The following is a 23,177-nucleotide window of genomic DNA, read 5'->3' as shown; positions in this document are numbered from 1 at the left end:
CCGGGGCAGGCGACAGGAGAGCGAAACGCCGGATGGGCACTGGCATAACCAGCGCCCGGCTCGCAGTGTCTCGCCCGCATGCGTGGCCTGCTGATCAGACATTAGGGGGCTGGCGGCTGTGTCGCAATCGCGAAGTCGCCACATACAAGCCAAAGGTCGGTTCGGTGAACCAGTGGTTGCATGCACTCCGAAAATTCTCGAAACCGCTTCGGCATTGTGGCCGGGCGCCCGGCTTACTATAGGGTTACGCTCACGAAACGAGCGTCCCAAACCTTCGAAAGAGACGTATGAGCGATAATCTGAGCCTTTTCATCGGTGCAAGTCGCAAACCGGACGACAGCTACCAGCAGGCCGAGGAGCTGTTGCTGAAATACGCCAACAGGCATGGCATCGTGACGGGCGCCACCGGTACCGGCAAGACAGTTACGCTGCAGATCCTCTCTGAGGGTTTTTCCAATGCGGGCGTTCCGGTTTTCTGCGCCGACGTGAAGGGCGACCTCTCAGGTATCGCGGTAATGGGCGAGGAGAAGGATTTCCTCACCGCCCGTGCAAATACGATCAAGCTCGACCCGTATGAGATGCAGGAATTCCCGGTCATCTTCTGGGACTTGTTCGGTGAAAAAGGTCACCCGATTCGTACCACGATCTCGGAGATGGGCCCGCTTCTTCTGTCGCGCCTGATGAACCTGACCGAGGCACAGGAAGGTGTGATGAACATCGCCTTCCGCATCGCCGATGAGGAAGGGCTTCTGCTTCTCGACATGAAGGACCTTCAGGCGCTGCTGAAGAACATGGCCGAACGTGCGGGCGAGATCAGCGGCCGGTTCGGCAATGTCTCGAAGCAGTCGATCGGCGCCATTCAGCGTTCCCTGCTCATTCTGGAAGATCAGGGCGGCGAACATTTCTTCGGCGAGCCGGCGCTGCGCATTGCCGACATTATGCGCACGACACCCGACGGCCGCGGCGCCATCAGCGTGCTGGCGGCGGATCGCCTGATGATGAACCCGCGGCTCTACGCGACTTTCCTGTTGTGGCTGATGTCGGAACTGTTCGAGGAATTGCCCGAAGTCGGCGATCCCGACAAACCTCGGCTGGTCTTCTTCTTCGACGAGGCGCACCTTCTGTTTGACGAAGCGCCGCCTGCGCTGATCGAGCGCGTCGAGCAGGTCGTCAGGCTGATCCGCTCCAAGGGTGTCAGCGTGTTTTTTGTCACGCAGAATCCGCTCGACGTACCCGAAACCGTACTTTCGCAGCTCGGTAACCGCATCCAGCATGCGCTGCGCGCCTATACGCCACGCGAAGAAAAGGCAGTCCGGACTGCCGCCGATACCTTCCGTCCCAATCCGGATTTCGACACGTTCAGGACGATTACGCAGCTCGGTGTAGGTGAGGCACTCGTTTCCACATTGCAGGCCAAGGGCATTCCGTCGATGGTGCAGCGTACGCTCATTCGCCCGCCATCCTCGCGCATGGGCCCGATCGGCGAAGAAGAAAGGCGCAAGATTCTGGCGGTGAGCCCCGTCGCTGCTCAATATGATGAAACGGTAGACCGTGAATCGGCATTTGAGTTGCTCCAGGCGCGCGCCGAAAAGACCGCAAGGGCTGAAGAAGAGGAGCGGCGTCGCGAAGAGCGCGAGGAGGACAAGGATGAGCGTGGCAGGCGTTCGCCCTGGACGCTGCCAGATTTCGATGATGACGACGACGACGATGACCGCCGCCGGCGGACCACCACCCGCCGCCGCACGACGCGCAGAACCTCGAACCGTCAGTCGGTTACGGAGGCAGCTATAAAATCGGTGGTACGCTCTGTCGGCTCATCGCTCGGCCGCGCGATCGTGCGTGGCATCCTGGGCAGCCTGAAGCGCTAGGCAACCCCGGCGCCACCGACGATGATCTTCGAGCCGTTTTTGACCCGGTCATAAAGGTCGATGACGTCCTGATTGATCATGCGGACGCAGCCGGATGAGACGGACTTGCCGATTGACCACCACTCTGGCGAGCCGTGGACGCGGTAGAGCGTGTCCACGCCATCCTTGAAGATGTAGTGCGCACGGGCGCCCAGCGGATTGTCGAGTCCGGGCGGCATCCCGCCATTGGCGGCGCTGTATTTCTCGAGCTCGGGCTTGCGCAGGATCATCTCCGCCGGAGGTGTCCATGTCGGCCATTTGCGCTTCCACTGAATAACGGCGTCTCCCGACCACTCGAAGCCGGCACGCCCGAGGCCGACGCCATATCGCATCGCCCGCCCACCGGGCAGAACCAGATAGAGGAAGTGGCTTGAGGTATCGACGACCACGGTGCCCGGCGCCTCGCCGGTCGGGTCGCGAACTTCCTGGCGGTAGTATTTGGAATTGACCTTCTCGATCGGTACTGCCGGAATCACGTAACCGCTGTCGACCTTCTCGCCGTACATGACACGGTAGTTTTCCGGCGCAGGCGGCGGTGCCGGCGGTGTTGGCGGCTCTCGCCTCGTCGTGCATGCCGCCGACAGGATCGACACAGCGCCCGCCGCGGAAGCACCGAGAAATCCTCGCCTCGTCAAATGCGAGTCGTACTGATCGGAATGCGACATGGGTCCCCGTCGAAAGGCTGGCCGGTCAACTGTGAATGGGCGCCTGCCGCGTCCCATCGATTTCTGCTGTTCTCGATTGTGCGTATTCTTGGTGAATGAATTGCTAACCCGTGTGCCGTGCGGAAGCCGCAAGACGCCCGGGCGTCGATATCATGTGGCTTTGGTCAGTCCTTCGAGCGAAGGCAGGATCAGTTCCGGTTTCAGGTCGAAATATTCGTCCGGTTGCGCCGTGCGGTTGATCCACACTGTCCGGAAACCAAACTTGGCGGCGCCCGCAATATCCCACCTGTTCGAGGACTGAAAGGAAATCTTCGACGGATAGAGGCGCCATGCCGTTGTTACCGTCTCATAGACGGAAGGATCGGTCTTGAAGCGGCGCAGCGCATCGACAGAAAATACCTCGTCGATGACGGTATCCAGCGCCGCGGAGCGGACCGCGGCCTCCAGCATGGCAGGTGAGCCGTTGGACAGGATCGCAACCTTCGCACCATCCGCCTTCAGCGCACGCAGGATTGCCGGAACCTCCGGGTAACAGTCGAGCTTCCAATAGGCGTCCAGCAGCTTCTGGCGCAGCAACCTGTCGGCGCTCGGAACCTTGGCAAATGCATAGTCGAGCGCCTGCTCGGTCAGCTCCCAGAAATCCTGATACGCACCCATGAGCGTGCGGACCCAGGAATATTCGAGCTGCTTGGCGCGCCAGATATCCGAGAGCTGCTGGCCGTCCGGGCCGATCTCGCCGGCGAAGCGCCGCACCGCGGCGTGCACGTCGAACAACGTGCCGTAAGCGTCGAAAACATAGGCGGAGTAGGGTGGTGTGGGGGTGGCCATGACGAACCGGTTGAAGCGCAACGGCCGGGCCCGGTCAAGGCCGTCGGCGGCTGGGCCAATCACTTCCGGGCGAACAATGATTGACGTGGCCGGAGAAAGCCTCTTCCATGCCTGGAATCTGATGCGGGAATTTTTCTTATGAGCCACGGGACGGCAGCCCCAACAACCACCTGGTCTTTTGTCGATGGCGACTGGCACGAAGGAAACGTGCCGCTGATCGGACCGCGCAGCCACGCGATGTGGCTGGGTTCGACCGTATTCGACGGCGCACGCTGGTTCGAAGGCGTTTCTCCCGACCTCGATCGCCACTGCCAGCGCGTCAACCAGTCTGCGACCGCGCTGGGCCTGAAGCCCACGGTCGCTGCGGAAGAAATCGCCGCCCTTACGGCTGAGGGCCTGAAGAAGTTTGATGGCAAGACGGCGGTCTATATCAGACCGATGTACTGGGCCGAGGCCGGAGGCTACATGGGCGTGCCTGCCGACCCCGAATCAACGCGGTTCTGCCTATGTCTCTACGAGGCGCCGATGATCGAGCCGACCGGTTTTTCGGTCACCGTATCGCCGTTTCGTCGCCCGACCTTCGAAACCATGCCCACCAACGCCAAGGCCGGTTGCCTTTACCCCAACAACGGCCGCGCGATCATGGACGCACGGATGCGCGGCTTCGACAACGCACTCGTGCTCGACATGCTGGGCAACGTTGCCGAGACTGGCTCCTCAAACATTTTCCTGGTCAAGGACGGTGTTGCTATGACTCCGGCGCCGAACGGCACGTTTCTGTCCGGCATCACACGCTCGCGCATCATCAAGCTGCTCGGTGAAGCGGGTATCGAAGTGCACGAACGCACACTTTCGGTCCAGGACTTCATGGATGCCGACGAGGTGTTTTCGACCGGCAACCACTCGAAGGTTGTGCCGATCACACGTGTCGAAGACCGACATTTGCAGGCCGGTCCGGTGGCGAAGAAAGCGCGTCAGCTTTATTGGGACTGGGCGCACGCCTGAGTGCGATTACGTCAACAGGCCTGTAAATCGCCGCCAAGGTGTCTTATGTCCGCAACCGAGTTGACGTAGCACCGGCTGCCCACGCCGAGTACGTCCGCGCACATGAATGATCATACCGAAGGGAGACCCGCAATGGCATTTGAACTTCCCGAGCTGCCCTACGACTACGAGGCGCTGCAGCCTTACATGTCGAAGGAAACGCTGGAATACCACCACGACAAGCACCACAAGGCCTATGTCGACAACGGCAACAAGCTTGCCGAAGAAGCCGGCATGTCGGGCAAGTCGCTCGAGGAGATTGTCAAAGCCTCTCATGGCTCCAACGCGGGTCTCTTCAACAACGCGGCGCAGCACTACAACCACGTCCATTTCTGGAAGTGGATGAAGAAAGGCGGCGGCGGGAAGAACCTGCCGGGCAAGCTTCAGAGCGCGTTCGACAGCGATCTTGGCGGCTACGACAAATTCAAGGCTGACTTTCAAGCCGCTGGCGCAACCCAGTTCGGCTCCGGCTGGGCCTGGGTCGCCGTGAAGAACGGCAAGCTTGAGATCATGAAAACGCCGAACGGCGAAAACCCGCTTGTTCATGGCGCAACGCCGATCCTTGGTGTCGACGTGTGGGAACACTCCTATTACATCGACTACCGCAACGCGCGGCCGAAATACCTCGAGGCGTTTGTCGACAATCTCATCAACTGGGATTACGTGCTGGAACTCTACGAAAAGTCCGGCGCCTGATCGGCGCTTATACGGAATCAAGAAAGCTCCGGTTCGCCGGAGCTTTTTTTGTTTCAGGCCAGGCGTGGAGATAACGCAAGCGTGATTTTCAAGTCAGGTGATTTGACTTTCCCGTGGCGGTGTATCCGCCATGATCGAAGTCCCGCGCTAGCGGATGTTAAAGCCACGGAGTCGAATTGATGAAGTACCTTGCAATTGCAGCCTCGATGCTCCTGCTCGGCACGACCGCCGCGTCGGCGGACGCCGTTGAGGACCGGCAGGCCTACATGAAGGAGCGCGGCGGCGCCATGCGTGTGCTGGTTCCGATCGCGCAGGCGAAGAATCCTTTCGACGCAGCAGCCGTTATGGATGCCCTCCAGGCGCTGGAAGCCAACGCGGAGAAGCTGGATATCGACGCGCTATGGCCGGCTGGCAGTGAAGGCGGCAAGTCGTCGCCGAAAATCTGGGAAGATATGGATGGCTTCAAGGCCGCCCATGAAAAGTATGATGCCGACGTGGAAGCTGCCATTGCAGCCAATCCGCAGGATCTGGCCTCGTTCCAGGCCGTTTTTGGAACCGTCGCCAGCAATTGCGGTTCCTGTCACGAGGCGTACCGCCTCTAGTCTGACCGACAATTCCCGCTAAGATGCCATCTATGCGCAAACTGATTGCGGGGGCGGTCGTTCTGGCCGCCCTCGGTGCCATTGCAGGGTGGGTTCTTTCGGCGCCGAGGTCACTGGACGATGCCGGAATCGCCCCCGTCTCTGACGGGGCCGAGGCGCGTGGCGAACGCATTTTCTGGGTGGCCGGCTGCGCGTCCTGCCATGCTGAATCCAAGGCCGAGGGCGAGGAGCGGCTGCGGCTGGCCGGCGGTCTCGAACTCGCCACCCCCTTCGGCACCTTTGTTGCCCCCAACATTTCGAGCCACAAGACGGACGGCATCGGTGGCTGGTCGCTGGTGAATTTTGCCAACGCGATGCAGCGCGGCATCTCGCCCGATGGTGCGCATTATTACCCGGCCTTCCCCTACGCCTCCTACACGCGCATGGACCCGGCGGACATTGCAGACCTCTACGCGTTCATGAAGACGCTGCCCGCTGTCGAAGGCAAGGCGCCCGACCACCAGTTGGGCTTTCCGTTCAACATCCGCCGCGGACTTGGGCTTTGGAAACTGCTTTATATGCGCGAGAAGCAGGTCGTCGAACTCGATGCGGAAGTGAGCGATGCGGTCGTTCTCGGCAAATATCTTGTCGAGGGGCCGGGCCACTGCGGCGAATGTCACACCCCGCGGGATATGTTCGGCGGAACGCAATATGATGCCTGGCTGTCAGGCGCGCCCGCGGCCACCGGCGAGGGCACCATCCCGAACATCACGCCCGGCGGCGATGTCGGGGGCTGGTCGGAAGACGAAATCGCCGAATACCTGAACTCTGGCTTCACGCCGGATTTTGATTCCGCGGGCGGCGAGATGGTTTCGGTTATCAAGAACCTCGCCAATCTCGAGCCCGGGGATCGCGCCGCCATCGCGGCATACCTCAAGCAGGTGCCTTCGCTTCCTGACGGGCACCCGTGACCCTGATCGCGAAGGCGTAATTCAACGCGACTTCTTCCAGCCGCGAAAATCTTCCCGACGCACCGGCATGGCCGGCGGACAGGTTGATGCGGAACAGCACGGGATTGTCGCCTGTCTTGCGGTCCCTCAGCCGCGCCACCCACTTCGCCGGCTCCCAGTAAGTCACGCGCGGATCGGTAAGGCCGGCGACCGCCAGGATCGGCGGATAGTCATACGCGCCGACATTGTCGTACGGCGAATAGGACGCGATGCGTTCATAGTCGGTGGCCGATTCAATCGGGTTTCCCCATTCGGGCCATTCCGGCGGGGTGAGGGGCAAGGAAGCGTCGAGCATTGTATTGAGCACATCGACGAACGGCACCTCGGCGATGATCGCGCCGAACTTTTCCGGTGCCATGTTCGCGACGGCGCCCATCAACATGCCGCCGGCCGATCCGCCTTGCGCGACGATGCGGTCATGCGCGGTGAGGGTCTCAGAAACGAGATGATTCGATGCGGCAATGAAATCGGTGAAGGTATTGACCTTATTGTCCTTCTTGCCGTCTTCGTACCAGCTGTAACCCTTGTCCTTGCCGCCGCGAATATGAGCGATGGCGTAGATGAACCCACGGTCGGCGAGCGACAGGCAGTTGGTGTTGAACGAGGCGGGAATGGCGATGCCATATGCGCCGTAACCGTAGAGCAGGCACGGCGCGCTGCCGTCCAGGGGCGTGTCGCGATGGTGGAGGATAGACACCGGTACGAGCTCGCCGTCGGGCGCGGGCGCCATCAGCCGGCGGGTGACATAGTCGTCCGGGTCGTGGCCTGAGGGCACTTCCTGCGTCTTGAGCAGAGTGCGCTCACGGGTGCGCATATTGTAGTCGAATACCTGCGCTGGCGTCGTCATCGAGGAATAGTTGAAGCGGAAGACCTCGGTATCGAATTCGAGCGATTCGCCGATGCCCAGCGAATAGGCTTCTTCCTCGAAAGCGATCGCATGCTCCGTGCCCGAAGCACGCTCACGGATGACGATGCGCGGCAACCCGTCCTTGCGTTCCAGGCGAACCAGATAATCCTTGAAGCCGACAATGGAGAGGATGAGCCGGCCGGGCTCATGCGGCACGATTTCGGTCCAGTTCGATCTCGACGGATCGCTGGCTGGCGCCGACATGATTTTGAAGTCCTTCGCACCGTCGGCATTGGTGAGGATGAAGAAGACATCTCCGCCTTCCTCGAGCTCGTATTGAAGTCCGGTTTCGCGCGGCGCCACCACGACAGGTTCTGCATTCGGGTCGTTTGCCGGCAAGAGCCGATACTCGGTTGTCTCGTGGTCGTTGATGGCGATCAGAATGTGATCGTTGTTGCGCGTGCCGCCGACGCCCATGAAGAAGCCGGGATCGGTTTCCTCATAGACAAGTCTGTCCGGACCGGTGCTGCCCAGATGGTGATAGAAGACCTTGGAAGGGCGGTGGTTCGGATCCAGGGCGGTGTAGAAGAAGCCTTCATTAGCCGCGTCCCACGTGCCGCCCCCACCGGTATCGCTGACCACATCTTCCAGGTCCTTGCCGGTCGCAATGTCACGCACGCGCAGCGTGTAGAATTCCGAGCCTTTGTCGTCGCAACCCCACAGAAGCCGCTTGTGGTCGGAGGAGTGATCGACGCCGCCGATCCGGAAATAGGCTTTGCCCTCGGCTTCCACGTCACCGTCGAGGAGGACGTGTTCTTCGCCGCCGTCGCGCGCTGTCCGGAAGTAGCGCGGCTGCTCGCCGCCTTCCCGGAAACCGGTGCCATAGGCGTATTCACCGTCGGCCATCGGGACGGAGGAATCGTCTTCCTTTATCCGCCCCTTCATTTCCGAAAACAGCGTTTTTCGCAGCGCCTCAATATCTGCGAGCATGCTCTCCTGATAAGCGTTTTCCGCTTCCAGATGTGCGCGGATATCGGCATCGAGCAGGCTCGGATCCTTGAACATCTCCTGCCAGTTGTCGGCGCGAAGCCAGGCATATTCGTCTGTCCGCGTGATGCCATGACGCGTGTCCTCGACAGGGCGCTTCGGCGCGACGGGCGGAACGATGGAAGGGAATGTGCTGGGATTGGACATTTGAGCCTGTTTGAAATTCGTGAATGGCGAATGAACACACCTCTCAGAGGCGGTTCAAGAGGCGGGGACTAACCGGAAATAGTCAGTTCAACAAATTTTCCAGAGGAGGAAAGACGATGTTTGCGAAAACCAGAACAATGCTGGCGTCGGCCGCTTTGCTAACCGTTGCGGCGCTGCCTGCCAATGCGACGGCATTTTCGGCCTGGGAGGTCGCTAACGTGCCATGGGGCGATACGCTCTTCGTCCGCAAGTACCCGTCATCCAAATCGCAGAAACAGTCTGCATATCCCAACACGACGCTTCTGGCGATGACCGGGCGCTGCACCAAGGGCCTCAATCTCTTCGACATCGAACTCTTGCCGACATGGAAAAAGACACAGGCGGTTCGCTACCGCTGGTGCGAAGTCTGGCACGATCCGGCGAGGGACGGCAATTACGTCACCGGATGGGTTTATGGGCGTTACATCGCGCCAAAGTGAGTGCGGCTATGCGTCGCCATGCGGCTCCAAAGCAGCGGCGGCGCTGTCGCATCATGTGACTGCATCAATTGCCTGATGTGCCCGGTTCGGCTGAACCGGGCACGCTGTCATTGTGCAGATTAGCTGGTGTGTTCAACGCCTGACCCAAAGCCATTGCCGGACCGGCCGGTCTTGTCGGTGAAGTTTTCAAACGCTAAGTGATCGAAAAGCCTCGAGAGGGCGCGAACGGGGCCGGGAGGCAGAACGAGCGAATGGAAACAGCCGGGCAATCGCTGACCCTTCTTGCGCTTTTTCTGCCGTTTCTCGCCGCATGCGTTGCACCGTCGCTGGCGCGCGCTTTTGGCCACAACGCGGCCTGGATACTCGCAGCCGTTCCGGCATTTCTTTTCATCCACTTCGCCGGTTTCGTGCCGCTGGTTGCCGAAGGCGGGCACGCAAGCGGCGGCTACGACTGGATACCGAGCCTCGGTGCACGCTTCTCATGGTATCTGGACGGGCTCTCCATCACGTTCGCGCTTCTGATCTCCGGTATCGGCACGCTGATCGTTCTGTATTCGGGCGGCTACCTCAAAGGCCACGAACACCAGGGCCGGTTTTTCTCGTTCATTCTTATGTTCATGGGCGCCATGCAGGGGCTGGTCGTCGCGGACTCTTTCCTGACCCTGTTTGTGTTTTGGGAGCTGACCTCGATCACCTCCTTCCTGCTGATCGGTTTCGATCACCGCCGCGAAGCGTCGCGTCGTGCAGCCATCCAGGCGTTGATCGTGACGGGGGCAGGTGGCTTGTCGCTTCTGGCCGGGCTGCTGCTGGTGTGGTCGGTAACCGGGATCGGTGATCTTGGAACGCTGCTTGCAAGCGGCGATGTCATGCGCGAGAGCCCATTTTATATCGCCGCCCTGCTGCTCCTGCTCGGTGGCGCCTTCACCAAATCGGCTCAGGTGCCGTTTCATTTCTGGCTGCCCAACGCAATGGAAGCGCCGACGCCCGTTTCGGCCTACCTTCATTCTGCGACGATGGTGAAGGCTGGCGTTTATCTGGTCATGCGCCTCAACCCGGCCTTCGGCGAGACCATTGCGTGGGAGACCATCCTGCCGATCTTCGGCGGCGCCACGCTGCTGACTGGCGGTCTTCTCGCCGTGCGCCAGACCGACCTGAAGCTGATGCTGGCATACACAACCGTGGCGTCGCTCGGGCTGCTCGTGATGCTGACTGGCTTCGGATCCGATAAGGCGATCGAGGCGGCAGTGCTTTATCTGATCGCGCACTCGCTGTTCAAAGGGGCGCTGTTCATGGTCGCCGGAACGATCGACCACGAGGCGGGCACACGCGATGTCACCAAACTCGGTGGGCTGCGGACCGCGATGCCGATCACCTTTGCTACGGCCCTGGTGGCTGCCGTTTCAATGGGTGGCTTGCCGCCGCTGTTCGGATTCCTGGCAAAAGAGGAAATCTACGCGGCACTCGGATTCGCCGATAGCTGGACAACGGTTTTGACCCTTGTTGCCATCGGTGGCAACGCGCTGATGTTTGCGATTGGCTTCGCCGTGGCGTTGAAGCCGTTCCTGGGCGCCAAGGTCGAGACACCGAAACACGCGCACGAGGGCCCGGTGCTGCTGTGGATCGGGCCGGCGACGTTAGGCCTGGTCGGGCTTGGCGCCGCGATTTTCTCAAGCTGGTCGCACGAACACCTGACCGACCCCATGGCCAGTGCGGTCGCCGGCACCGCGGTCCACGCGCATATTTCGCTGGTCCCGCATATCGGCTTGCCGTTGTACCTGTCGCTGGTCACCGTTGCGGTCGGCATCGCGATCTATGTCGGGCTCGCTGGCTTCAGAGCCGCTGTGGCGTCGGTTTTGAGCACGATAGGTTGGGGGCCGGATAGAGGTTTCGACCAACTTGTCCGCGGCACGATACGAGTTGCGAGAGTTGTGACCGCGTTTTTCCAGCATGGTCATATGGACCGCTACATGACGGCAACCTTCCTGGTGATCGCAGCTGCCTTGCTGGTGACACCCGCTATGTATGGCGAGTTCCCGGATTGGCCGGCAATGCCGAAACTGCCGTTTTACGAATGGGTGGTTCTGCTGATTGCCGTGATCGGCCTGTGGTCCGTGCTGGCGGCGAGCAACCGGCTGACCGCCATCGTGTCGCTCGGCATTCAGGGTTTTGCCGTGGCGCTGATATTTGCGCTCATGGGCGCGCCGGACCTGGCCTTCACGCAGTTTATGGTCGAAACACTGAGCGTCGTCATTCTGGCACTGGTCATGACCCGTCTGCGCCTGTCACCCGCGGATCACCGGCCCGTGGGCGAGCGCACTGTCGATGCCGTGATTGCAGCGGCCTGCGGTATCGGATTCGGGCTCTTTCTGCTGCGGGTCACGCAAGGCGCATTTGACGACACGCTGCCGCGCTTCTTTGCCGAATATTCCTACGCGATTGCACATGGCCGCAACATTGTGAACGTCATCCTCGTAGACTTCCGCGGCCTCGACACGCTCGGCGAGATTGCAGTGGTGATGATCGCCGGGCTGGCGGTTCTGGCCCTGATCCGGATCCGATTGCGAAGCGGAGACGAAGCCGCACCTGAACCGGGTAAGGGGGGCTGACAATGCGGACGCTCATTTTCCGCACGATGGCGCCGTACCTCACCAGCCTGATGGTGTTGTTCTCGGTTTTTGTGCTGTTGCGGGGCCACAACGAACCTGGCGGGGGCTTTATCGGCGGGCTGATTGCCGCGTCCGCATTCGCAATCTACGGCATCGCGTGCGGCGTTTCGCCGGTTCGCCGGGCCCTCTATTTCCACCCGATGAGCATTTCGGGTTTCGGGCTTTTCATCGCGGCCGTGTCGGGTGCGCTGTCGATGTTCGGAGCGGTGCCATTCATGACGGGTTTGTGGACCGAGGCCTCCATCCTCGGTGTGACCGTCGATCTTTCGACGCCGCTGGTTTTCGATATCGGCGTTTACCTGGTCGTGTTGGGGTCTTTGACCAGCATCGCCCTTGCACTCGAAGAGCGCGAGGAAGACTGATGGAAACGGCCTTCTCTGCTCTTGTAGGTATCTTCTTCGCGGTGGCGGTGTATCTGCTGCTGTCCAAGCACATCATCCGCATCCTGCTCGGAACGGCGATACTGAGCAATGCCGTGAACCTGCTCATCTTCACGGCTGGCAGGCTGACGCGGGAAGTGCCGCCGATCATCCCCGATCACCTTGCTGTGCCTGAAGAGACGATTGCAAACCCGCTGCCGCAGGCGCTGGTGCTGACGGCAATCGTGATCTCGTTTTCGCTGTTCGCGTTCCTCCTGGTGCTTACCTACCGCGCCTATCAGGAGCTGGGCACAGACGACACCGAAGAAATGCGCGTTGCAGAGCCGGTCGATGACGGTCTGCCGCCGATGGGGTATTGATCGATGGCGGTGTCGAAGTCAGTAGATCTGTCGCAGGCAATGATCCTCGACCCGGTGCCAGCGCTGGATTGGCTGGTTATTGCGCCGGTCGCGCTGCCGCTGCTCTTTGGCGCGGTACTGCTGATGCTGCGGCATCGCACGGAAACGCAGCCGCGGATCGCCATTGTAGCGCTCGCCATACTCTTTGGGGCCGATGCAGCTCTGCTGGTTCATGTCTGGACCGGCGGACCGGTCGTTATGACAATGGGCCGCTGGTTGCCGCCGTTTGGTATCTCGTTCGTGGCGGACATGCTGGGGGCGACGCTGGTTGCCACGGCAGGGCTTGTTGCCCTGGTCTGTGGGATATTCTCGGTCGGAACCGTCAATTTCGTCGGCCGCCGGTACGGTTTTTATGCCTTTATGCTGCTCATGCTAGCCGGCGTGAACGGTTCGTTCCTCACCGGCGATATCTTCAATCTTTACGTATGGTTCGAAGTATTCCTGATCGCGTCGTTCGGCCTGATCATCCTGGGGTCGGGCAAGCGGCAGATCGATGGCGCGACCAAATATGCGATTCTGAATCTCGTCGCGACGACGCTCTTCCTGATCGCGACCGGTTATCTCTACGGCATATTCGGCACACTCAATATGGCCGACATCGCTTTGAAGGCGTCGCAGCTGCGCTCCAGCGCGCCGCTGATGACCTTGGCGACGCTCTACCTGATTGCGTTCGGTATGAAGGCTGCGGCCTTTCCGTTGAACTTCTGGCTTCCGGCTTCCTATCACACACCGCGCATTGTGGTGGCTGCGCTCTTTGCCGGTCTACTTACCAAGGTTGGCGTTTATGCGCTGATGCGCACGCTCGTTATGCTGTTCCCGCCGGAGCGTGCTGTTCTCTCCAGCCTGATCGTCTGGCTTGCAATCGCAACAATGCTGATCGGGATACTGGGCGCCTTGGCGCAATCGGACATCCGTCGACTGCTGGGCTTTGTCGTGGTGTCGGGTATCGGCTTCATGCTGGCCGGTATCGGGCTGGGATCGGATGTCGGCCTCGCAGGCTCGATTGTATATGCGGTTCATTCGATGCTTGTGATGACGGCTCTCTACCTTCTCGCCGGGCAAATACGCCGCGCCGGCGGGAGCTATGCACTCACCGAACTTGCCGGGCTGTACCGGACGAATCCGATGATGGCAGCGATAGCGCTGTTTCTTGTTCTGGCGGCCGCGGGGCTTCCGCCGGGATCCGGCCTGTGGCCGAAGGTTATGTTGGTTCAGGCGTCGTTGGCCGACGGAAGCTGGTGGCTTGCTTTGGCGATACTCGTCACGGGTCTGCTGACGACGCTGGCGCTGGGCCGTCTCTTCGTCCTGGTGTTCTGGCGTGTTCGCGACAATGCCGGCGATTCAGGCGGAGGCGCATTGACGGTCACAGCAAGTACGCAGGCAGCGGTTTTGTTGCTATGCATACCCATTGCAATATTGGGCGTTTGGCCCGAGCCGGTTATTGCGGCAGCTCAATACGCAGCATCCGGCCTGCTTGAGCCTGGCGCATATGCCAACGCTGTTTTCCCTGCCGAGGTCATGCAATGAGCCTGTTCCTGATAAATCTGCTGCTGGCAATTGCCTGGGCCGCGGTATCTGCTTCGTTCACGCTGGCCAACCTCATCTTCGGGTTCATCCTCTCGGCCGTCGCGCTGTATCTGATCCGCGAGCAGGTCGGTTATGTCGGCTACCTGACCCGGTCGTGGCGCGTAATCTCGCTGGCTGCCCTCTTTGTGTATGAACTCATCCTTTCGGCCTGGCGCGTGACAACGTTGGTCCTGTCGCCGCGCATGAAAGTCAGTCCCGGCATTTTCGCCTACCCGATGAAGGTGGACCGCGACGGGGAAATCACCCTGCTCGCAAACCTGATCACCCTGACACCCGGTACGCTGTCGGTGGACGTGTCCGACGACAGGCGGACGCTCTACGTCCACGCGATTGACTGTTCCGACGTCGATCAGACGCGGGCGGACATCGCCGAGGGTTTCGAGCGCAAGATATTGGAGGCATTCCGTTGAGCGCAGGAGAGCATTTCAGGGACTTTGCCGAACTGATTGCGCTCGTGCTGCTGTGCATGTCGTTTCTGGTTACAGTGTTTCGTTTCGTGGTCGGGCCAACTTTGCCGGACCGCGTTCTGGCGCTTGATCTGCTGGTTACCGTTGCGATCGGCTTTCTGGCCGTAATCGGGATCCGCACCGGCTTCACGCTCTATCTCGATATCGCGATCGCGCTCGGGCTGGTCGGCTTCCTCGCCACCGTTGCCCTTGCGCGCTTCATTCTCTCGCGCGGGCCCGCCGGCGAAACCAGCATCGAAGAGGACAGCCAGCCTGAGGCCGGGAGCACAAAATGATCTTGGAAGCCCAGAACTATATTTCGGGATTTCTTATCGTTATTGGCGCGGCCTTTGCGCTCGTGGCGGCGATCGGTGTGATCCGTTTGCCTGACATCTATTCGCGAATGCACGCTGCCTCGAAGGCCGGAACCGTCGGTTCCGGTGCCATGCTGATCGCGCTTGCTGTGGTTTCCGACGATCCTGCAACAACGCTCCGTGCGCTGGCTGCAGTGGCCTTTGTTATGCTTACGGCACCCGTGTCCGCCCATCTGCTGGCCAAAGCCGCTTATGCGGTTGGCTACAAGCTCTGGAGCAAGTCCGTTCTCGATGAAATGCCCAAAAACCAGAGCACCGGACGCAAACAATCTCCCTAGGTATGGGACTCCAATCCCGAGTTGGGGGTAGCTGTAATAAAAGTTGATTAATTTTTATGCAGCCTCTTGCGGGTGAAATAGTGGAATTATGTATGTAGATACAAGAATGATTTGACTTTCACCTTTGCAAGAGCAATTGAGGGGATGCGATCAATGCACAAAATACGCTGGGGAACGGCGAGAAAGATCGTATCAACCGTGAAAGGTGCGTGGCGCCTTGTGACACTAGAATACATTGGGGCTAAAGATGGAAAATGCAGTCGCTGCATCTCAACAACCTGACGACAATCTCATCGAACTAACAGCGGACGTAGTAGCCGCGTATGTGAGCAACAATCCCGTTCAAATCGGCGATTTGCCGGGGCTGATCTCCGATATTCACGCCGCACTTGCCCGCGTTGGCGGTGGCGCCGACAGTGTGCCGGCCGAAAAGCCGAAGCCTGCGGTAAACCCGAAGCGTTCTGTTTTCGATGACTACATCATCTGTCTTGAAGACGGGAAAAAGTTCAAATCGCTGAAGCGTCACCTGATGACGCATTACGGCCTGACCCCCGAGGAGTATCGGGAAAAGTGGGGCCTGGACGCCGGCTATCCCATGGTCGCGCCGAGCTATGCGGCAGCGCGTTCGCAACTTGCAAAGAAGATGGGACTCGGCCGCAAACGCAAGTCCAAATAAGCGGTCCCTCAGGATCGTCTCAAAGGCGGGCTCTGGGCCCGCCTCTTGTTTTTCTGGCCAGCCGATCGTGCGCCTGTTTGAGTGCGATATGGCGGTTGAGGTCGTAGCTCCAGTGTTTCTGGAGCCCACGCAATCGCTCTCGCCTGAGAAGCCGTTCGATACGTTTGCAGAGTTCCAGACGGGCCGGAGCAGATGCTCCAAGTGCCGCGAAGAAGTCGATACCGCAAGAAAGCTGAAGTGCCGCCGCCGCACGAGCGTCGCTCATCTCTTTTTCCTTGCGGCCCTGGAATACCGCTACTTCCGTATCTAGTTCAGCCATCGGTTCCTCGAAGAATGATCTCGAGGAAAATCGCGCCAGCGCGGGAAGCGTGGATAAATCCTGGCAGATATTTTGCCGCCGGGACAAAGATGCGTTCTATTTCAACTAGATAAAAACAAGCTGGTCTCGGAGTGTTCCTGTAATGTTCACAATTGCTGCGCCTCACGGTACAAGGATAATATTCCTAAATCCGGGAGGCGGCATTCGTGTCAACTGCAAGTTATGCGCAAGTATCGGGAACCGGGTTCGGGCCAGCTGACCATTGCGCCGCCACGGCGCCGGATCTGCGCGAGGAGCGGGTGATCGAAGCCTGCGACTGTGTCATTGAAATAGCGGCCGCCATATTTGAGATTCCGAGCCGCGAACTGCGCCGGCCGGGAAGATGTGCGGACACGATATCGCGGGCGCGCCAGATCGCCATGTATGTGGCTCACGTTGTGCTCGGCATGTCGATGACCGAGATCGGCAAGGGATTTGGCCGGGACCGCACCACCGTCATGCATGCCTGCCATCTGGTTGAGGATCTGCGCGACGACGACGATTTCGACCGGATAATCGCCCGCGCAGAGCATATCGTGACCGCAGCTTTCCGCGGTCGAACGCTTGCCTGATTCAGCTTCGGAGAAGAACAATGGCGGCTGATGAGCTCCGCATCGTGCGGTTCCTCGGCGCGGGATGCGCATCCTGTACGCAGGTCTCGGGTCGAGAGAGGCTGATCCTTAAAAACAGCCGCGGGTCGATCACCGTATCTGCGGCATCTCTGGCGTCCATTGCCCGCCGCGGGCTGCTGACAAAGCGGGGAACATTTCTTTCGCTGTCCGAAACCGGTGAGGCATGTGCTCGGCGCCACATGAAAGGCCAAGAGGATTTCCTGGCCCAGCACCGTGAAGTGGCGACACGCCATTTGGAGGTGGAGGGAACGAGAACGGCAGTCGAGTTCAATCACCGCGAATCGCCACTCACGGCGATCGCTCGGCGAAAGAACCGCAACGGCAAATCGTTTCTGACGGCGGACGAGTTCGAATCCGGCGAGAGGCTGCGATCCGACTACACGCGCGGACAATTGCTGCCGGCAATTGGAGGCAGCTGGCGCGCGCCCGTGGCTTCAGGCAGGAAAAGCGGCGGGCGGGGCGGCAAGGCAGAATTGACCGAGGCGGCCATCGCGGCACGGCAGCGGGTCGAAAGTGCGATAGGCTCCCTGGAACCTGAACTGGCCGGAGTTCTGGTCGATATCTGCTGTTATCTGAAGGGACTGGATCAGGTCGAACGGGAGCGCGGTTGGCCCGCACGCTCCGCCAAGGTCGTTCTCAAAACGGCGCTTGGCGCTCTTTCCCGGCATTATTTCCCGGAGCGGAAGAAGGCAGCTGCGCGTCGCGCTTTTCTGCTGCACTGGGGCACGGAAGATTACCGGCCCAGCATCGGCTAAGCCGGGGCACCCAGTGCCGCCTGGGCTTCGTCGCGGATACGCTTCACCATGGAACGAAGGCCGTTTGCGCGCTGCGGCGTCAGGTGTTCATCAAGCCCGAACTGCCGGAATGTGGCTTCGGCATCGGTTGAGACGATTTCGGATGCTCTACGCCCGGAAAAAAGTGCAAGCACGATGGCCACCAGGCCGCGGACAATATGTGCGTCGGAATCCCCCCGCAGACGGATGGTAGGGTCCGCGCCGCTGTCCCGATCGACTGTCAGCCAAACCTGGCTCACGCAGCCGCGGACTTTATGAGCGTCATCGCGGAGCTCGTCGGGGTAGGGCTGCAGGGCAGCCCCGAGGTCGATTATGTAGCGGTAGCGCTCTTCCCAGTCGTCGAGAAACTCGAAATCCTGCCGAATGCTGTCAATGGATGTATCGCTCATAGCCCCCATTTAAGGGGCAAGCGGCCATTCGTCACCTAAATCCCGACGGAATTATTCGCTGGCCGGTACGCTGCCTGTGGTGAGTTCCGTATCGGCCTCGACCGCGTCCTTTTCTTCGATCGCCGCCATTGCCATGCGTGCACCCTCGCGCGCCCGCACCCCGATCGTGTGGATCGCGGACTTGCCGACTTCGCAAACCTCAGGCTTACGCTCGCACATGCCCGTAATGTCGCTGATCGCACCGCGCGCCGCGAAAAATGCCTGCAGCGGGCCGACCGTGTCTTCGTTGTCTGCGCCGGTGCCGCCGATCGGAACCAGCAGAAGCACCAGCGAAAGCCAGAACACTGATCTGATGATGAAACCCATGATGTCCCTCTTTGGCGCTCCCCACGCCTTTGCATGGCGGCAATCTAGCGCCCGGTTGCGAAGGACGCCTTGAGCGCGGAGAGAGCTTTTTAGCGAGATTTGATTCGAATTTTAGCGATCGCGGGTCCAGGCAACATCGAACCAAATGCGACATTGTCTGATTAGGGTTCTGTAACCACATAACACATTGAAAAACAAATGTTTTCGGTCATTCATGGTGGCCGCCTGGCTAAAGTCGGAGCCGTGACCGCACCTTACCCTCTGTTTACCATCAGACGAACTCTGTCGGTATTTGAAGCAATTCCGGCCAAGTTTCGGCTTTTCGTGGGGTCGTGTGCGGGCGGATTTATCCATTCCTTAAAAGCTGGATGCGAGGCTCGCATTCAACCAATTCGACCCGCCAGGCGGGCACAGTGCGAGCGCGTTCAGTTGAGTATGACAGAAACCCGAAACGGATCCTGGCCCGCTGGCATCGACGCCGGATTTGAGCGCCTGGTGACCGGTCAGGTTCGCGACGATGCCGAGCGGGCCCGGCTGCGGCGGCTGGTCGGCGTTCTGCTCGCAACGCCGTTCGTTGTCGTTCCAGCGGTTTTGCCGGCATTTGCGGCACTTGTCTCCGGGCCTGTCCTGATGGCTGCTGCGTGCGCCATTTTCGCGCTGGCATGGATGGGTGCAGCCATTGTGGCCGCAACCGGCAACAGATCGTTTGTCGAGCCGGTTGCGCTTTCTGTTGCCGTTGTAGCGATCTCAGTAGCCATTGCCGGAAGCGGAGGCATCGTGACACCGGCTGCGCTGCTGGCTGCCGCGCTTGTTTTCGAACCGTGGTGGATTTCCTCTTCGAGGAAGCGGGCTGTTACCGGCGCTGCCGCTGCATGCGGCACGTTCGTGCTTTCTGCGGCTGTTGCACCCCACTTCACGCAATCCTGGCTTTCCCTATCGGCCTGGGGGTGGCTGGCGCCATGCCTCTACATTGCCCTCACCATTCCGCGACTCGCGGTCGCTGACCGCAGCGCCCAGATTGAGGAAGGGAAGGTGCCCGGCCTCGACGGCAGGTTCGATGCGCCGGTCATCTCGCTGTCCCGCAGCGGGGAGATCACTGATGCAACGAAAGCTGCGGGAAAACTATTCGGCCTCACGGGAGGTCTGCTCGTCGGCCGTTCGTTGTTTGAGCGCGTCCATGTGGCCGACCGCATTGCGCTGGTGAATGCACTCGCCGACTTCGAAAACGATAAGGACACGGCTGCCACGGAACTGAAAATCCGCGTTCGCGACGACCGGGTTTCACATGGCGGTGAGCGCTTCGTGCCTGTCGCTTTCGATCTGCTTCATGTGTCGCGGGCCGAAGGGCTGATTACACTCTTTGTTCGCGATATTAGCGACGTGATGCGCATGCGCGACGAACTCGCGGAAGCGCGACATGCTTCCGACAGCATTGAAGTCGCCAAGAGCAGGTTCCTAGCCGCGGTCAGCCATGAGCTGAGAACCCCGCTGAACGCCATCATCGGTTTCTCCGACATGATGCTGAACGATCTTGCCGGAAGCCTTGCCGACCGGCAGCGCGAATATGTCGGAATGATCAGTCAGTCGGGTCACCATCTGCTTTCGGTGGTCAACGCGATCCTGGATGTTTCCAGGATCGAGGCCGGAACCTATGGCATCCGGCCCGAGCCGTTCACAGTCACTGACGCCGTCGAGTTGTGCGGCTCGATGATGGCGCAGCAAGCGGCGGCTCAGGACTTGGAACTCAGTGTGACGGTGCGTCCGGGCGTTCGCGAGATGATTGCGGATCGGCGGGCGGTTCAGCAGATCATCATCAACCTTCTGACCAACGCGATCAAGTTCACACCTGCTGGCGGCGCAGTATCGCTGGATGTTTATCGCCACGGCGAAGAAGTGTGTTTTGCCGTGACGGACAATGGCATAGGCATCGCTAGCGACGACCTGTCGAAGCTTGGTCAGCCGTTTACGCAGCTGAGCAACGATGTTTCGCGTCAGTTCGAAGGTGCCGGTCTCGGCTTGTCGCTCGTGAAAGGCCTGGTCGCCCTGCATGGCGGCAGCCTGGAGATCAGCAGCACGCTTGGAGAGGGCACGGAAGTAAAGGTTGCGCTCCCGTTGGAAGGCCCGCGGCCAAACAGTCAGGACGCGGATGGAGCAGCGCCGGCCGGTGCGGTGGCCGAAGTGCCGAGAGTGAGGTTTGAAGATGAGAAAATCCGTAAGACAGCTTGAGGAGCCGACCGGCGTTGGCGCGTTGCTGCGCGAGGGCATCGCACTCTCGGCTGCGGCGGTGATACGCAACCCGTTGGCCGTGGGCGGTACAACCGCATTTCTGGTCGCGTTCAGCTTCGTGTCTGCAAACGCACTTTGGTATCAGCCGCACTTTCACCAGGGCGCACTGTTTTCAACGCGCGCTCCGGCGCCGGCACCGTTGGAGAACGGTGGAACAGCCGCAAATGTGCTTCTGCGTGAGCCCGCTCCGGCACCTCAACTGCTGGAGCGTACGCCGGCGGCCCTGACGACCGACGCCCAGGCGACGGAGAGCATAACACCCACCCCGCCGGTGCAACCCGGCGATGCAATGGTGGCCAAGGTGCAAGCAACCCTCAAAGGGCTGGAGCTTTACGCAGGTGAGGTTGACGGTCTCGCCGGACCGCAAACGAGTGCTGCTGTGGCGACATACCAGAAGATCGTCGGTTTGCAGCCAAGCGGGGAGGTCAACGACGCGCTTTTGACCCAGTTGGGCATTTTGCAGCCGCCGGCAAACGAAGTTGACCTTCAGCAGGTTGCAGCACTTCCCGAGATCGCGCCAGCCGCCCCGGCGCCTGCTCCGCGATCGGCGGCGCCAGACCGGGTGAATACGGTTGCCGTATCGGCTCCCGACCCGCGTGTTGTGCGCATTCAGGCGGGGCTGCGAGCATTCGGAAATGACGGTATCGAGCTTGATGGTGTCGTGGGGGCACGGACACGTACGGGTATCGAGGAGTTTCAGTCGCTGTTCGGCCTGCCGATTACCGGTGAGCCCGATAACGCGGTCTATGCAAAGATGCGTGAAATCGGTCTGACCGACTGATCCTCACCGGAGCCGCATCTCATGCGCGTCACATCCGACCTTTGGGTTTCGGCTCTATTGCGCAGATTGCAGAGCGGTGGCGATTTTGGCGCGGTCATACAGCGCGGCGCGACTGAAGCCGGCGCTATCTTTCTCATACTCAGATCGCGGCTGGGCGAGTTAGACCTATTCGGGCCTGCGCCGCAGACGGGTTATGACGATGCCCGCCCGAGCGAACGCTATTTCTTGCAGCTGGTGAGTTCCGGCGCGCAGGATGACGTTGACGCCAAGCTTGAGCGCGAAATGCGGTTCGATCCCGATATCTGGGTGGTGGAGCTTGAGATTGAGGCTGAGAAGCTCGCCGAGCTGATCGAGATCAGGACGCCCTGAGGCTGTTGCGGGCAGCGGTGGCGTCGTTCGCTGCGGTCTGGTCCATGATCGGCTCCCAATCGCGGGCAACTGCCTGACGCGCGCGTGCCTGCCATTCGCGCCAGGCGGATACACTCGCACGTGCCGTATTCAGCTCGAGCTTGCGATAGTCGTCGACGAAGCTTCGCACGGCTTCATGCCCGACAGCGCCGTAGGGGTAGGCCAGTGTCGCAATCAGGAATGCCTGTTCGACGCTGAGGTCAAACGACCTGAGTACGGTCGAAAGACCGGGCGCGTCGTCTTCTTCCAGCAATTGCGCCGCGCCGAATTTGATGTCGAGCGCGTCGGCAATCGTGGTGTGGAAGAACGCCTCGGTTCCGGTGAGCGCGGTAGAGAGCAATTGCGCAAATATCCTGGTCGGCTCCGGCCAAACAAACGGTTCCGCCGCGGGCGCCGTTTCCCCCTGACGCGAGGGGGTCATCATCTCGCGCAGTTCGACGCGAACAGCTTCGGCGGCGCCGGTTTCCGGCTCACGGGTCGGCTCGCTGAGCGTCTCAACCGCGGGCGTCTCGACCCGGTCGACATCAGTCTGTTCAGCAGATCGTTCCATGGCACCCAGCACCTTGATTACTTTGGCGATGTTTGCGTTGAGATGCGCCCGCTTGCCGATCGCCTGAGCGTGGCCGATACCGTGGCGGCCGATGATCCCGATCAAATCGACATCGCTCAGATTGACCGAGCGTGTGAGAAGCGGCGCCGAGATCTCGATCGGTTCCTCGGCGAGGCGGCGTACGAGTGCCGTCGTTTGCGGCCCTGTTTCCGACAGCGCTGCCGCAGCAAAGCGCCGGCCCTCGGGCGACACGAGTGGCAGCAGAGGCAATGTAAGGTCATCGAGCTGGGCGGCATCGCGTTTGGTGGGGCGCACGATCGAGCAATAAGCCTCGATGGCCGAGCGGAAGAGGCGCTCGGGCTTGTCGACCCGGTTGCCAGCTTCATTCGAAATGGAATCCCTAATCACGCCGCTACCCGATACACAAATAGTCAGAAACCAGACCTCTGAAACCCCGATCAGAAACGGTCCGCCCGGTAGCGACAATTAAACGAAATACGTTAGCAAGCTGTTAACCCTGACAAGTGCTTACTCTGGCCGATGATGTGTTGAATTAT

General features: G+C 60.3%; 26 protein-coding genes. 19 read left to right on the top strand and 7 right to left on the bottom strand.

Annotated features, from left to right (window positions below; genetic code table 11):
- Positions 1-287 precede the first annotated feature (287 nt).
- Positions 288-1,868, top strand: a complete 1,581-nt coding sequence (locus EP165_RS19160) for a helicase HerA-like C-terminal domain-containing protein (RefSeq protein WP_127524459.1) — start codon at positions 288-290, stop codon at positions 1,866-1,868.
- Here the strand turns inward: EP165_RS19160 and EP165_RS19155 are convergent.
- Together EP165_RS19155 and EP165_RS19150 are read right to left on the bottom strand one after the other, a co-directional pair.
- Entirely contained in the window at positions 1,865-2,572 is a 708-nt protein-coding gene (locus EP165_RS19155) for a L,D-transpeptidase (protein ID WP_127524458.1), read from the bottom strand. The two genes, EP165_RS19160 and EP165_RS19155, sit on opposite strands and share 4 nt — an antisense overlap.
- A gap of 150 nt (positions 2,573-2,722) precedes the next feature.
- Positions 2,723-3,400: a haloacid dehalogenase type II gene (locus EP165_RS19150; protein WP_127524457.1), complete on the bottom strand. Its 678-nt coding sequence runs from the start codon at positions 3,398-3,400 to the stop codon at positions 2,723-2,725.
- Between the two features lie 138 nt (positions 3,401-3,538).
- Here EP165_RS19150 and EP165_RS19145 point away from each other — a divergent pair, with 138 nt between their 5' ends.
- The 4 genes from EP165_RS19145 to EP165_RS19130 all read left to right on the top strand — a co-directional run bounded on the left by EP165_RS19145 (position 3,539) and on the right by EP165_RS19130 (position 6,692).
- Positions 3,539-4,405: a branched-chain amino acid aminotransferase gene (locus EP165_RS19145; protein ID WP_127524456.1), complete on the top strand. Its 867-nt coding sequence runs from the start codon at positions 3,539-3,541 to the stop codon at positions 4,403-4,405.
- Positions 4,406-4,537: 132 nt separating this feature from the next.
- Positions 4,538-5,140 carry a superoxide dismutase gene (locus tag EP165_RS19140; protein ID WP_127524455.1) on the top strand — a complete coding sequence of 201 codons (603 nt, stop codon included), beginning with the start codon at positions 4,538-4,540 and terminating at the stop codon, positions 5,138-5,140.
- A gap of 179 nt (positions 5,141-5,319) precedes the next feature.
- Positions 5,320-5,742 carry a c-type cytochrome gene (locus EP165_RS19135; RefSeq protein ID WP_127524454.1) on the top strand — a complete coding sequence of 141 codons (423 nt, stop codon included), beginning with the start codon at positions 5,320-5,322 and terminating at the stop codon, positions 5,740-5,742.
- A 23-nt stretch (positions 5,743-5,765) separates the two neighbouring features.
- The gene (locus EP165_RS19130) at positions 5,766-6,692 is read left to right on the top strand and encodes a cytochrome c (protein WP_127524453.1); all 927 of its coding nucleotides are present in this window, start codon (positions 5,766-5,768) and stop codon (positions 6,690-6,692) included.
- On the opposite strand, the gene EP165_RS19125 is transcribed toward EP165_RS19130, so the two are convergent.
- Positions 6,655-8,772, bottom strand: coding sequence for a S9 family peptidase (locus tag EP165_RS19125; protein WP_127524452.1), 2,118 nt, complete (start codon positions 8,770-8,772; stop codon positions 6,655-6,657). The two genes, EP165_RS19130 and EP165_RS19125, sit on opposite strands and share 38 nt — an antisense overlap.
- 116 nt (positions 8,773-8,888) lie before the next feature.
- Between EP165_RS19125 and EP165_RS19120 the strand changes: the two genes are divergently transcribed.
- The 9 genes from EP165_RS19120 to EP165_RS19080 all read left to right on the top strand — a co-directional run bounded on the left by EP165_RS19120 (position 8,889) and on the right by EP165_RS19080 (position 16,056).
- Entirely contained in the window at positions 8,889-9,251 is a 363-nt protein-coding gene (locus EP165_RS19120; RefSeq protein WP_127524451.1) for an SH3 domain-containing protein, read from the top strand.
- A gap of 251 nt (positions 9,252-9,502) precedes the next feature.
- Positions 9,503-11,857, top strand: a complete 2,355-nt coding sequence (locus EP165_RS19115; protein WP_127524450.1) for a putative monovalent cation/H+ antiporter subunit A — start codon at positions 9,503-9,505, stop codon at positions 11,855-11,857.
- A gap of 2 nt (positions 11,858-11,859) precedes the next feature.
- Positions 11,860-12,279 carry a Na+/H+ antiporter subunit B gene (locus EP165_RS19110; RefSeq protein WP_127524449.1) on the top strand — a complete coding sequence of 140 codons (420 nt, stop codon included), beginning with the start codon at positions 11,860-11,862 and terminating at the stop codon, positions 12,277-12,279.
- A complete protein-coding gene (locus tag EP165_RS19105) occupies positions 12,279-12,656 on the top strand; it encodes a Na+/H+ antiporter subunit C (protein ID WP_127524448.1) in 378 nt (125 codons plus the stop codon). Before EP165_RS19110 ends, EP165_RS19105 begins: the two co-directional genes overlap by 1 nt.
- A 3-nt stretch (positions 12,657-12,659) precedes the next feature.
- A complete protein-coding gene (locus EP165_RS19100; protein WP_127524447.1) occupies positions 12,660-14,222 on the top strand; it encodes a Na+/H+ antiporter subunit D in 1,563 nt (520 codons plus the stop codon).
- Complete coding sequence (locus EP165_RS19095; RefSeq protein ID WP_127524446.1) at positions 14,219-14,692, top strand: Na+/H+ antiporter subunit E; 474 nt, start codon at positions 14,219-14,221, stop codon at positions 14,690-14,692. Before EP165_RS19100 ends, EP165_RS19095 begins: the two co-directional genes overlap by 4 nt.
- Positions 14,689-15,024: a cation:proton antiporter gene (locus EP165_RS19090; protein ID WP_127524445.1), complete on the top strand. Its 336-nt coding sequence runs from the start codon at positions 14,689-14,691 to the stop codon at positions 15,022-15,024. Before EP165_RS19095 ends, EP165_RS19090 begins: the two co-directional genes overlap by 4 nt.
- Positions 15,021-15,380 carry a monovalent cation/H(+) antiporter subunit G gene (mnhG, locus tag EP165_RS19085; RefSeq protein ID WP_127524444.1) on the top strand — a complete coding sequence of 120 codons (360 nt, stop codon included), beginning with the start codon at positions 15,021-15,023 and terminating at the stop codon, positions 15,378-15,380. Before EP165_RS19090 ends, mnhG begins: the two co-directional genes overlap by 4 nt.
- A gap of 247 nt (positions 15,381-15,627) precedes the next feature.
- On the top strand, positions 15,628-16,056 hold the full coding sequence (locus EP165_RS19080) for a Ros/MucR family transcriptional regulator (protein WP_127524443.1): 429 nt from the start codon (positions 15,628-15,630) through the stop codon (positions 16,054-16,056).
- 19 nt (positions 16,057-16,075) lie between these two features.
- On the opposite strand, the gene EP165_RS19075 is transcribed toward EP165_RS19080, so the two are convergent.
- Positions 16,076-16,375, bottom strand: a complete 300-nt coding sequence (locus tag EP165_RS19075) for a cytoplasmic protein (protein WP_245440230.1) — start codon at positions 16,373-16,375, stop codon at positions 16,076-16,078.
- Between the two features lie 206 nt (positions 16,376-16,581).
- On the opposite strand from EP165_RS19075, the gene EP165_RS19070 reads away from it, so the two are divergent.
- Both EP165_RS19070 and EP165_RS19065 read left to right on the top strand, forming a co-directional pair.
- Positions 16,582-16,986 carry a helix-turn-helix domain-containing protein gene (locus EP165_RS19070; protein ID WP_245440229.1) on the top strand — a complete coding sequence of 135 codons (405 nt, stop codon included), beginning with the start codon at positions 16,582-16,584 and terminating at the stop codon, positions 16,984-16,986.
- A 20-nt stretch (positions 16,987-17,006) separates the two neighbouring features.
- The gene (locus EP165_RS19065) at positions 17,007-17,801 is read left to right on the top strand and encodes a DUF6456 domain-containing protein (RefSeq protein ID WP_127524442.1); all 795 of its coding nucleotides are present in this window, start codon (positions 17,007-17,009) and stop codon (positions 17,799-17,801) included.
- On the opposite strand, the gene EP165_RS19060 is transcribed toward EP165_RS19065, so the two are convergent.
- Together EP165_RS19060 and EP165_RS19055 are read right to left on the bottom strand one after the other, a co-directional pair.
- Positions 17,798-18,238: a SufE family protein gene (locus EP165_RS19060; RefSeq protein WP_127524441.1), complete on the bottom strand. Its 441-nt coding sequence runs from the start codon at positions 18,236-18,238 to the stop codon at positions 17,798-17,800. The genes EP165_RS19065 and EP165_RS19060 overlap by 4 nt on opposite strands.
- 42 nt (positions 18,239-18,280) lie before the next feature.
- Positions 18,281-18,595, bottom strand: coding sequence for a DUF5330 domain-containing protein (locus EP165_RS19055; RefSeq protein WP_127524440.1), 315 nt, complete (start codon positions 18,593-18,595; stop codon positions 18,281-18,283).
- 495 nt (positions 18,596-19,090) lie between these two features.
- On the opposite strand from EP165_RS19055, the gene EP165_RS19050 reads away from it, so the two are divergent.
- From EP165_RS19050 to EP165_RS19040, 3 genes are read left to right on the top strand one after another with little or no spacing between them, the layout of a single operon-like run.
- The gene (locus EP165_RS19050) at positions 19,091-20,821 is read left to right on the top strand and encodes a sensor histidine kinase (protein WP_164743099.1); all 1,731 of its coding nucleotides are present in this window, start codon (positions 19,091-19,093) and stop codon (positions 20,819-20,821) included.
- On the top strand, positions 20,796-21,662 hold the full coding sequence (locus EP165_RS19045) for a peptidoglycan-binding domain-containing protein (RefSeq protein WP_127524438.1): 867 nt from the start codon (positions 20,796-20,798) through the stop codon (positions 21,660-21,662). Before EP165_RS19050 ends, EP165_RS19045 begins: the two co-directional genes overlap by 26 nt.
- Positions 21,663-21,683: 21 nt before the next feature.
- The gene (locus EP165_RS19040; RefSeq protein WP_127524437.1) at positions 21,684-22,031 is read left to right on the top strand and encodes a DUF1491 family protein; all 348 of its coding nucleotides are present in this window, start codon (positions 21,684-21,686) and stop codon (positions 22,029-22,031) included.
- Here EP165_RS19040 and EP165_RS19035 read toward each other — a convergent pair.
- Positions 22,018-23,028 carry a hypothetical protein gene (locus EP165_RS19035; RefSeq protein ID WP_127524436.1) on the bottom strand — a complete coding sequence of 337 codons (1,011 nt, stop codon included), beginning with the start codon at positions 23,026-23,028 and terminating at the stop codon, positions 22,018-22,020. The genes EP165_RS19040 and EP165_RS19035 overlap by 14 nt on opposite strands.
- Positions 23,029-23,177: the final 149 nt, after the last annotated feature.

Source organism: Mesorhizobium sp. Z1-4 (assembly GCF_004000235.1).
Classification (GTDB): Bacteria; Pseudomonadota; Alphaproteobacteria; order Rhizobiales; family Rhizobiaceae; genus RCIO01.
The sequence above is the reverse complement of the archived record's forward strand: the minus strand, read 5'-3'. Positions and strand labels throughout refer to the sequence as shown.

Coding starts and splice junctions, on each gene's coding strand:
- EP165_RS19160 (WP_127524459.1), top strand. CDS start 288: ATGAGCGATAATCTGAGCCTTTTCATCGGTGCAAGTCGCAAACCGGAC.
- EP165_RS19155 (WP_127524458.1), bottom strand. CDS start 2,572: ATGTCGCATTCCGATCAGTACGACTCGCATTTGACGAGGCGAGGATTT.
- EP165_RS19150 (WP_127524457.1), bottom strand. CDS start 3,400: ATGGCCACCCCCACACCACCCTACTCCGCCTATGTTTTCGACGCTTAC.
- EP165_RS19145 (WP_127524456.1), top strand. CDS start 3,539: ATGAGCCACGGGACGGCAGCCCCAACAACCACCTGGTCTTTTGTCGAT.
- EP165_RS19140 (WP_127524455.1), top strand. CDS start 4,538: ATGGCATTTGAACTTCCCGAGCTGCCCTACGACTACGAGGCGCTGCAG.
- EP165_RS19135 (WP_127524454.1), top strand. CDS start 5,320: ATGAAGTACCTTGCAATTGCAGCCTCGATGCTCCTGCTCGGCACGACC.
- EP165_RS19130 (WP_127524453.1), top strand. CDS start 5,766: ATGCCATCTATGCGCAAACTGATTGCGGGGGCGGTCGTTCTGGCCGCC.
- EP165_RS19125 (WP_127524452.1), bottom strand. CDS start 8,772: ATGTCCAATCCCAGCACATTCCCTTCCATCGTTCCGCCCGTCGCGCCG.
- EP165_RS19120 (WP_127524451.1), top strand. CDS start 8,889: ATGTTTGCGAAAACCAGAACAATGCTGGCGTCGGCCGCTTTGCTAACC.
- EP165_RS19115 (WP_127524450.1), top strand. CDS start 9,503: ATGGAAACAGCCGGGCAATCGCTGACCCTTCTTGCGCTTTTTCTGCCG.
- EP165_RS19110 (WP_127524449.1), top strand. CDS start 11,860: ATGCGGACGCTCATTTTCCGCACGATGGCGCCGTACCTCACCAGCCTG.
- EP165_RS19105 (WP_127524448.1), top strand. CDS start 12,279: ATGGAAACGGCCTTCTCTGCTCTTGTAGGTATCTTCTTCGCGGTGGCG.
- EP165_RS19100 (WP_127524447.1), top strand. CDS start 12,660: ATGGCGGTGTCGAAGTCAGTAGATCTGTCGCAGGCAATGATCCTCGAC.
- EP165_RS19095 (WP_127524446.1), top strand. CDS start 14,219: ATGAGCCTGTTCCTGATAAATCTGCTGCTGGCAATTGCCTGGGCCGCG.
- mnhG (WP_127524444.1), top strand. CDS start 15,021: ATGATCTTGGAAGCCCAGAACTATATTTCGGGATTTCTTATCGTTATT.
- EP165_RS19080 (WP_127524443.1), top strand. CDS start 15,628: ATGGAAAATGCAGTCGCTGCATCTCAACAACCTGACGACAATCTCATC.
- EP165_RS19075 (WP_245440230.1), bottom strand. CDS start 16,375: ATGGCTGAACTAGATACGGAAGTAGCGGTATTCCAGGGCCGCAAGGAA.
- EP165_RS19065 (WP_127524442.1), top strand. CDS start 17,007: ATGGCGGCTGATGAGCTCCGCATCGTGCGGTTCCTCGGCGCGGGATGC.
- EP165_RS19060 (WP_127524441.1), bottom strand. CDS start 18,238: ATGGGGGCTATGAGCGATACATCCATTGACAGCATTCGGCAGGATTTC.
- EP165_RS19055 (WP_127524440.1), bottom strand. CDS start 18,595: ATGGGTTTCATCATCAGATCAGTGTTCTGGCTTTCGCTGGTGCTTCTG.
- EP165_RS19045 (WP_127524438.1), top strand. CDS start 20,796: ATGAGAAAATCCGTAAGACAGCTTGAGGAGCCGACCGGCGTTGGCGCG.
- EP165_RS19040 (WP_127524437.1), top strand. CDS start 21,684: ATGCGCGTCACATCCGACCTTTGGGTTTCGGCTCTATTGCGCAGATTG.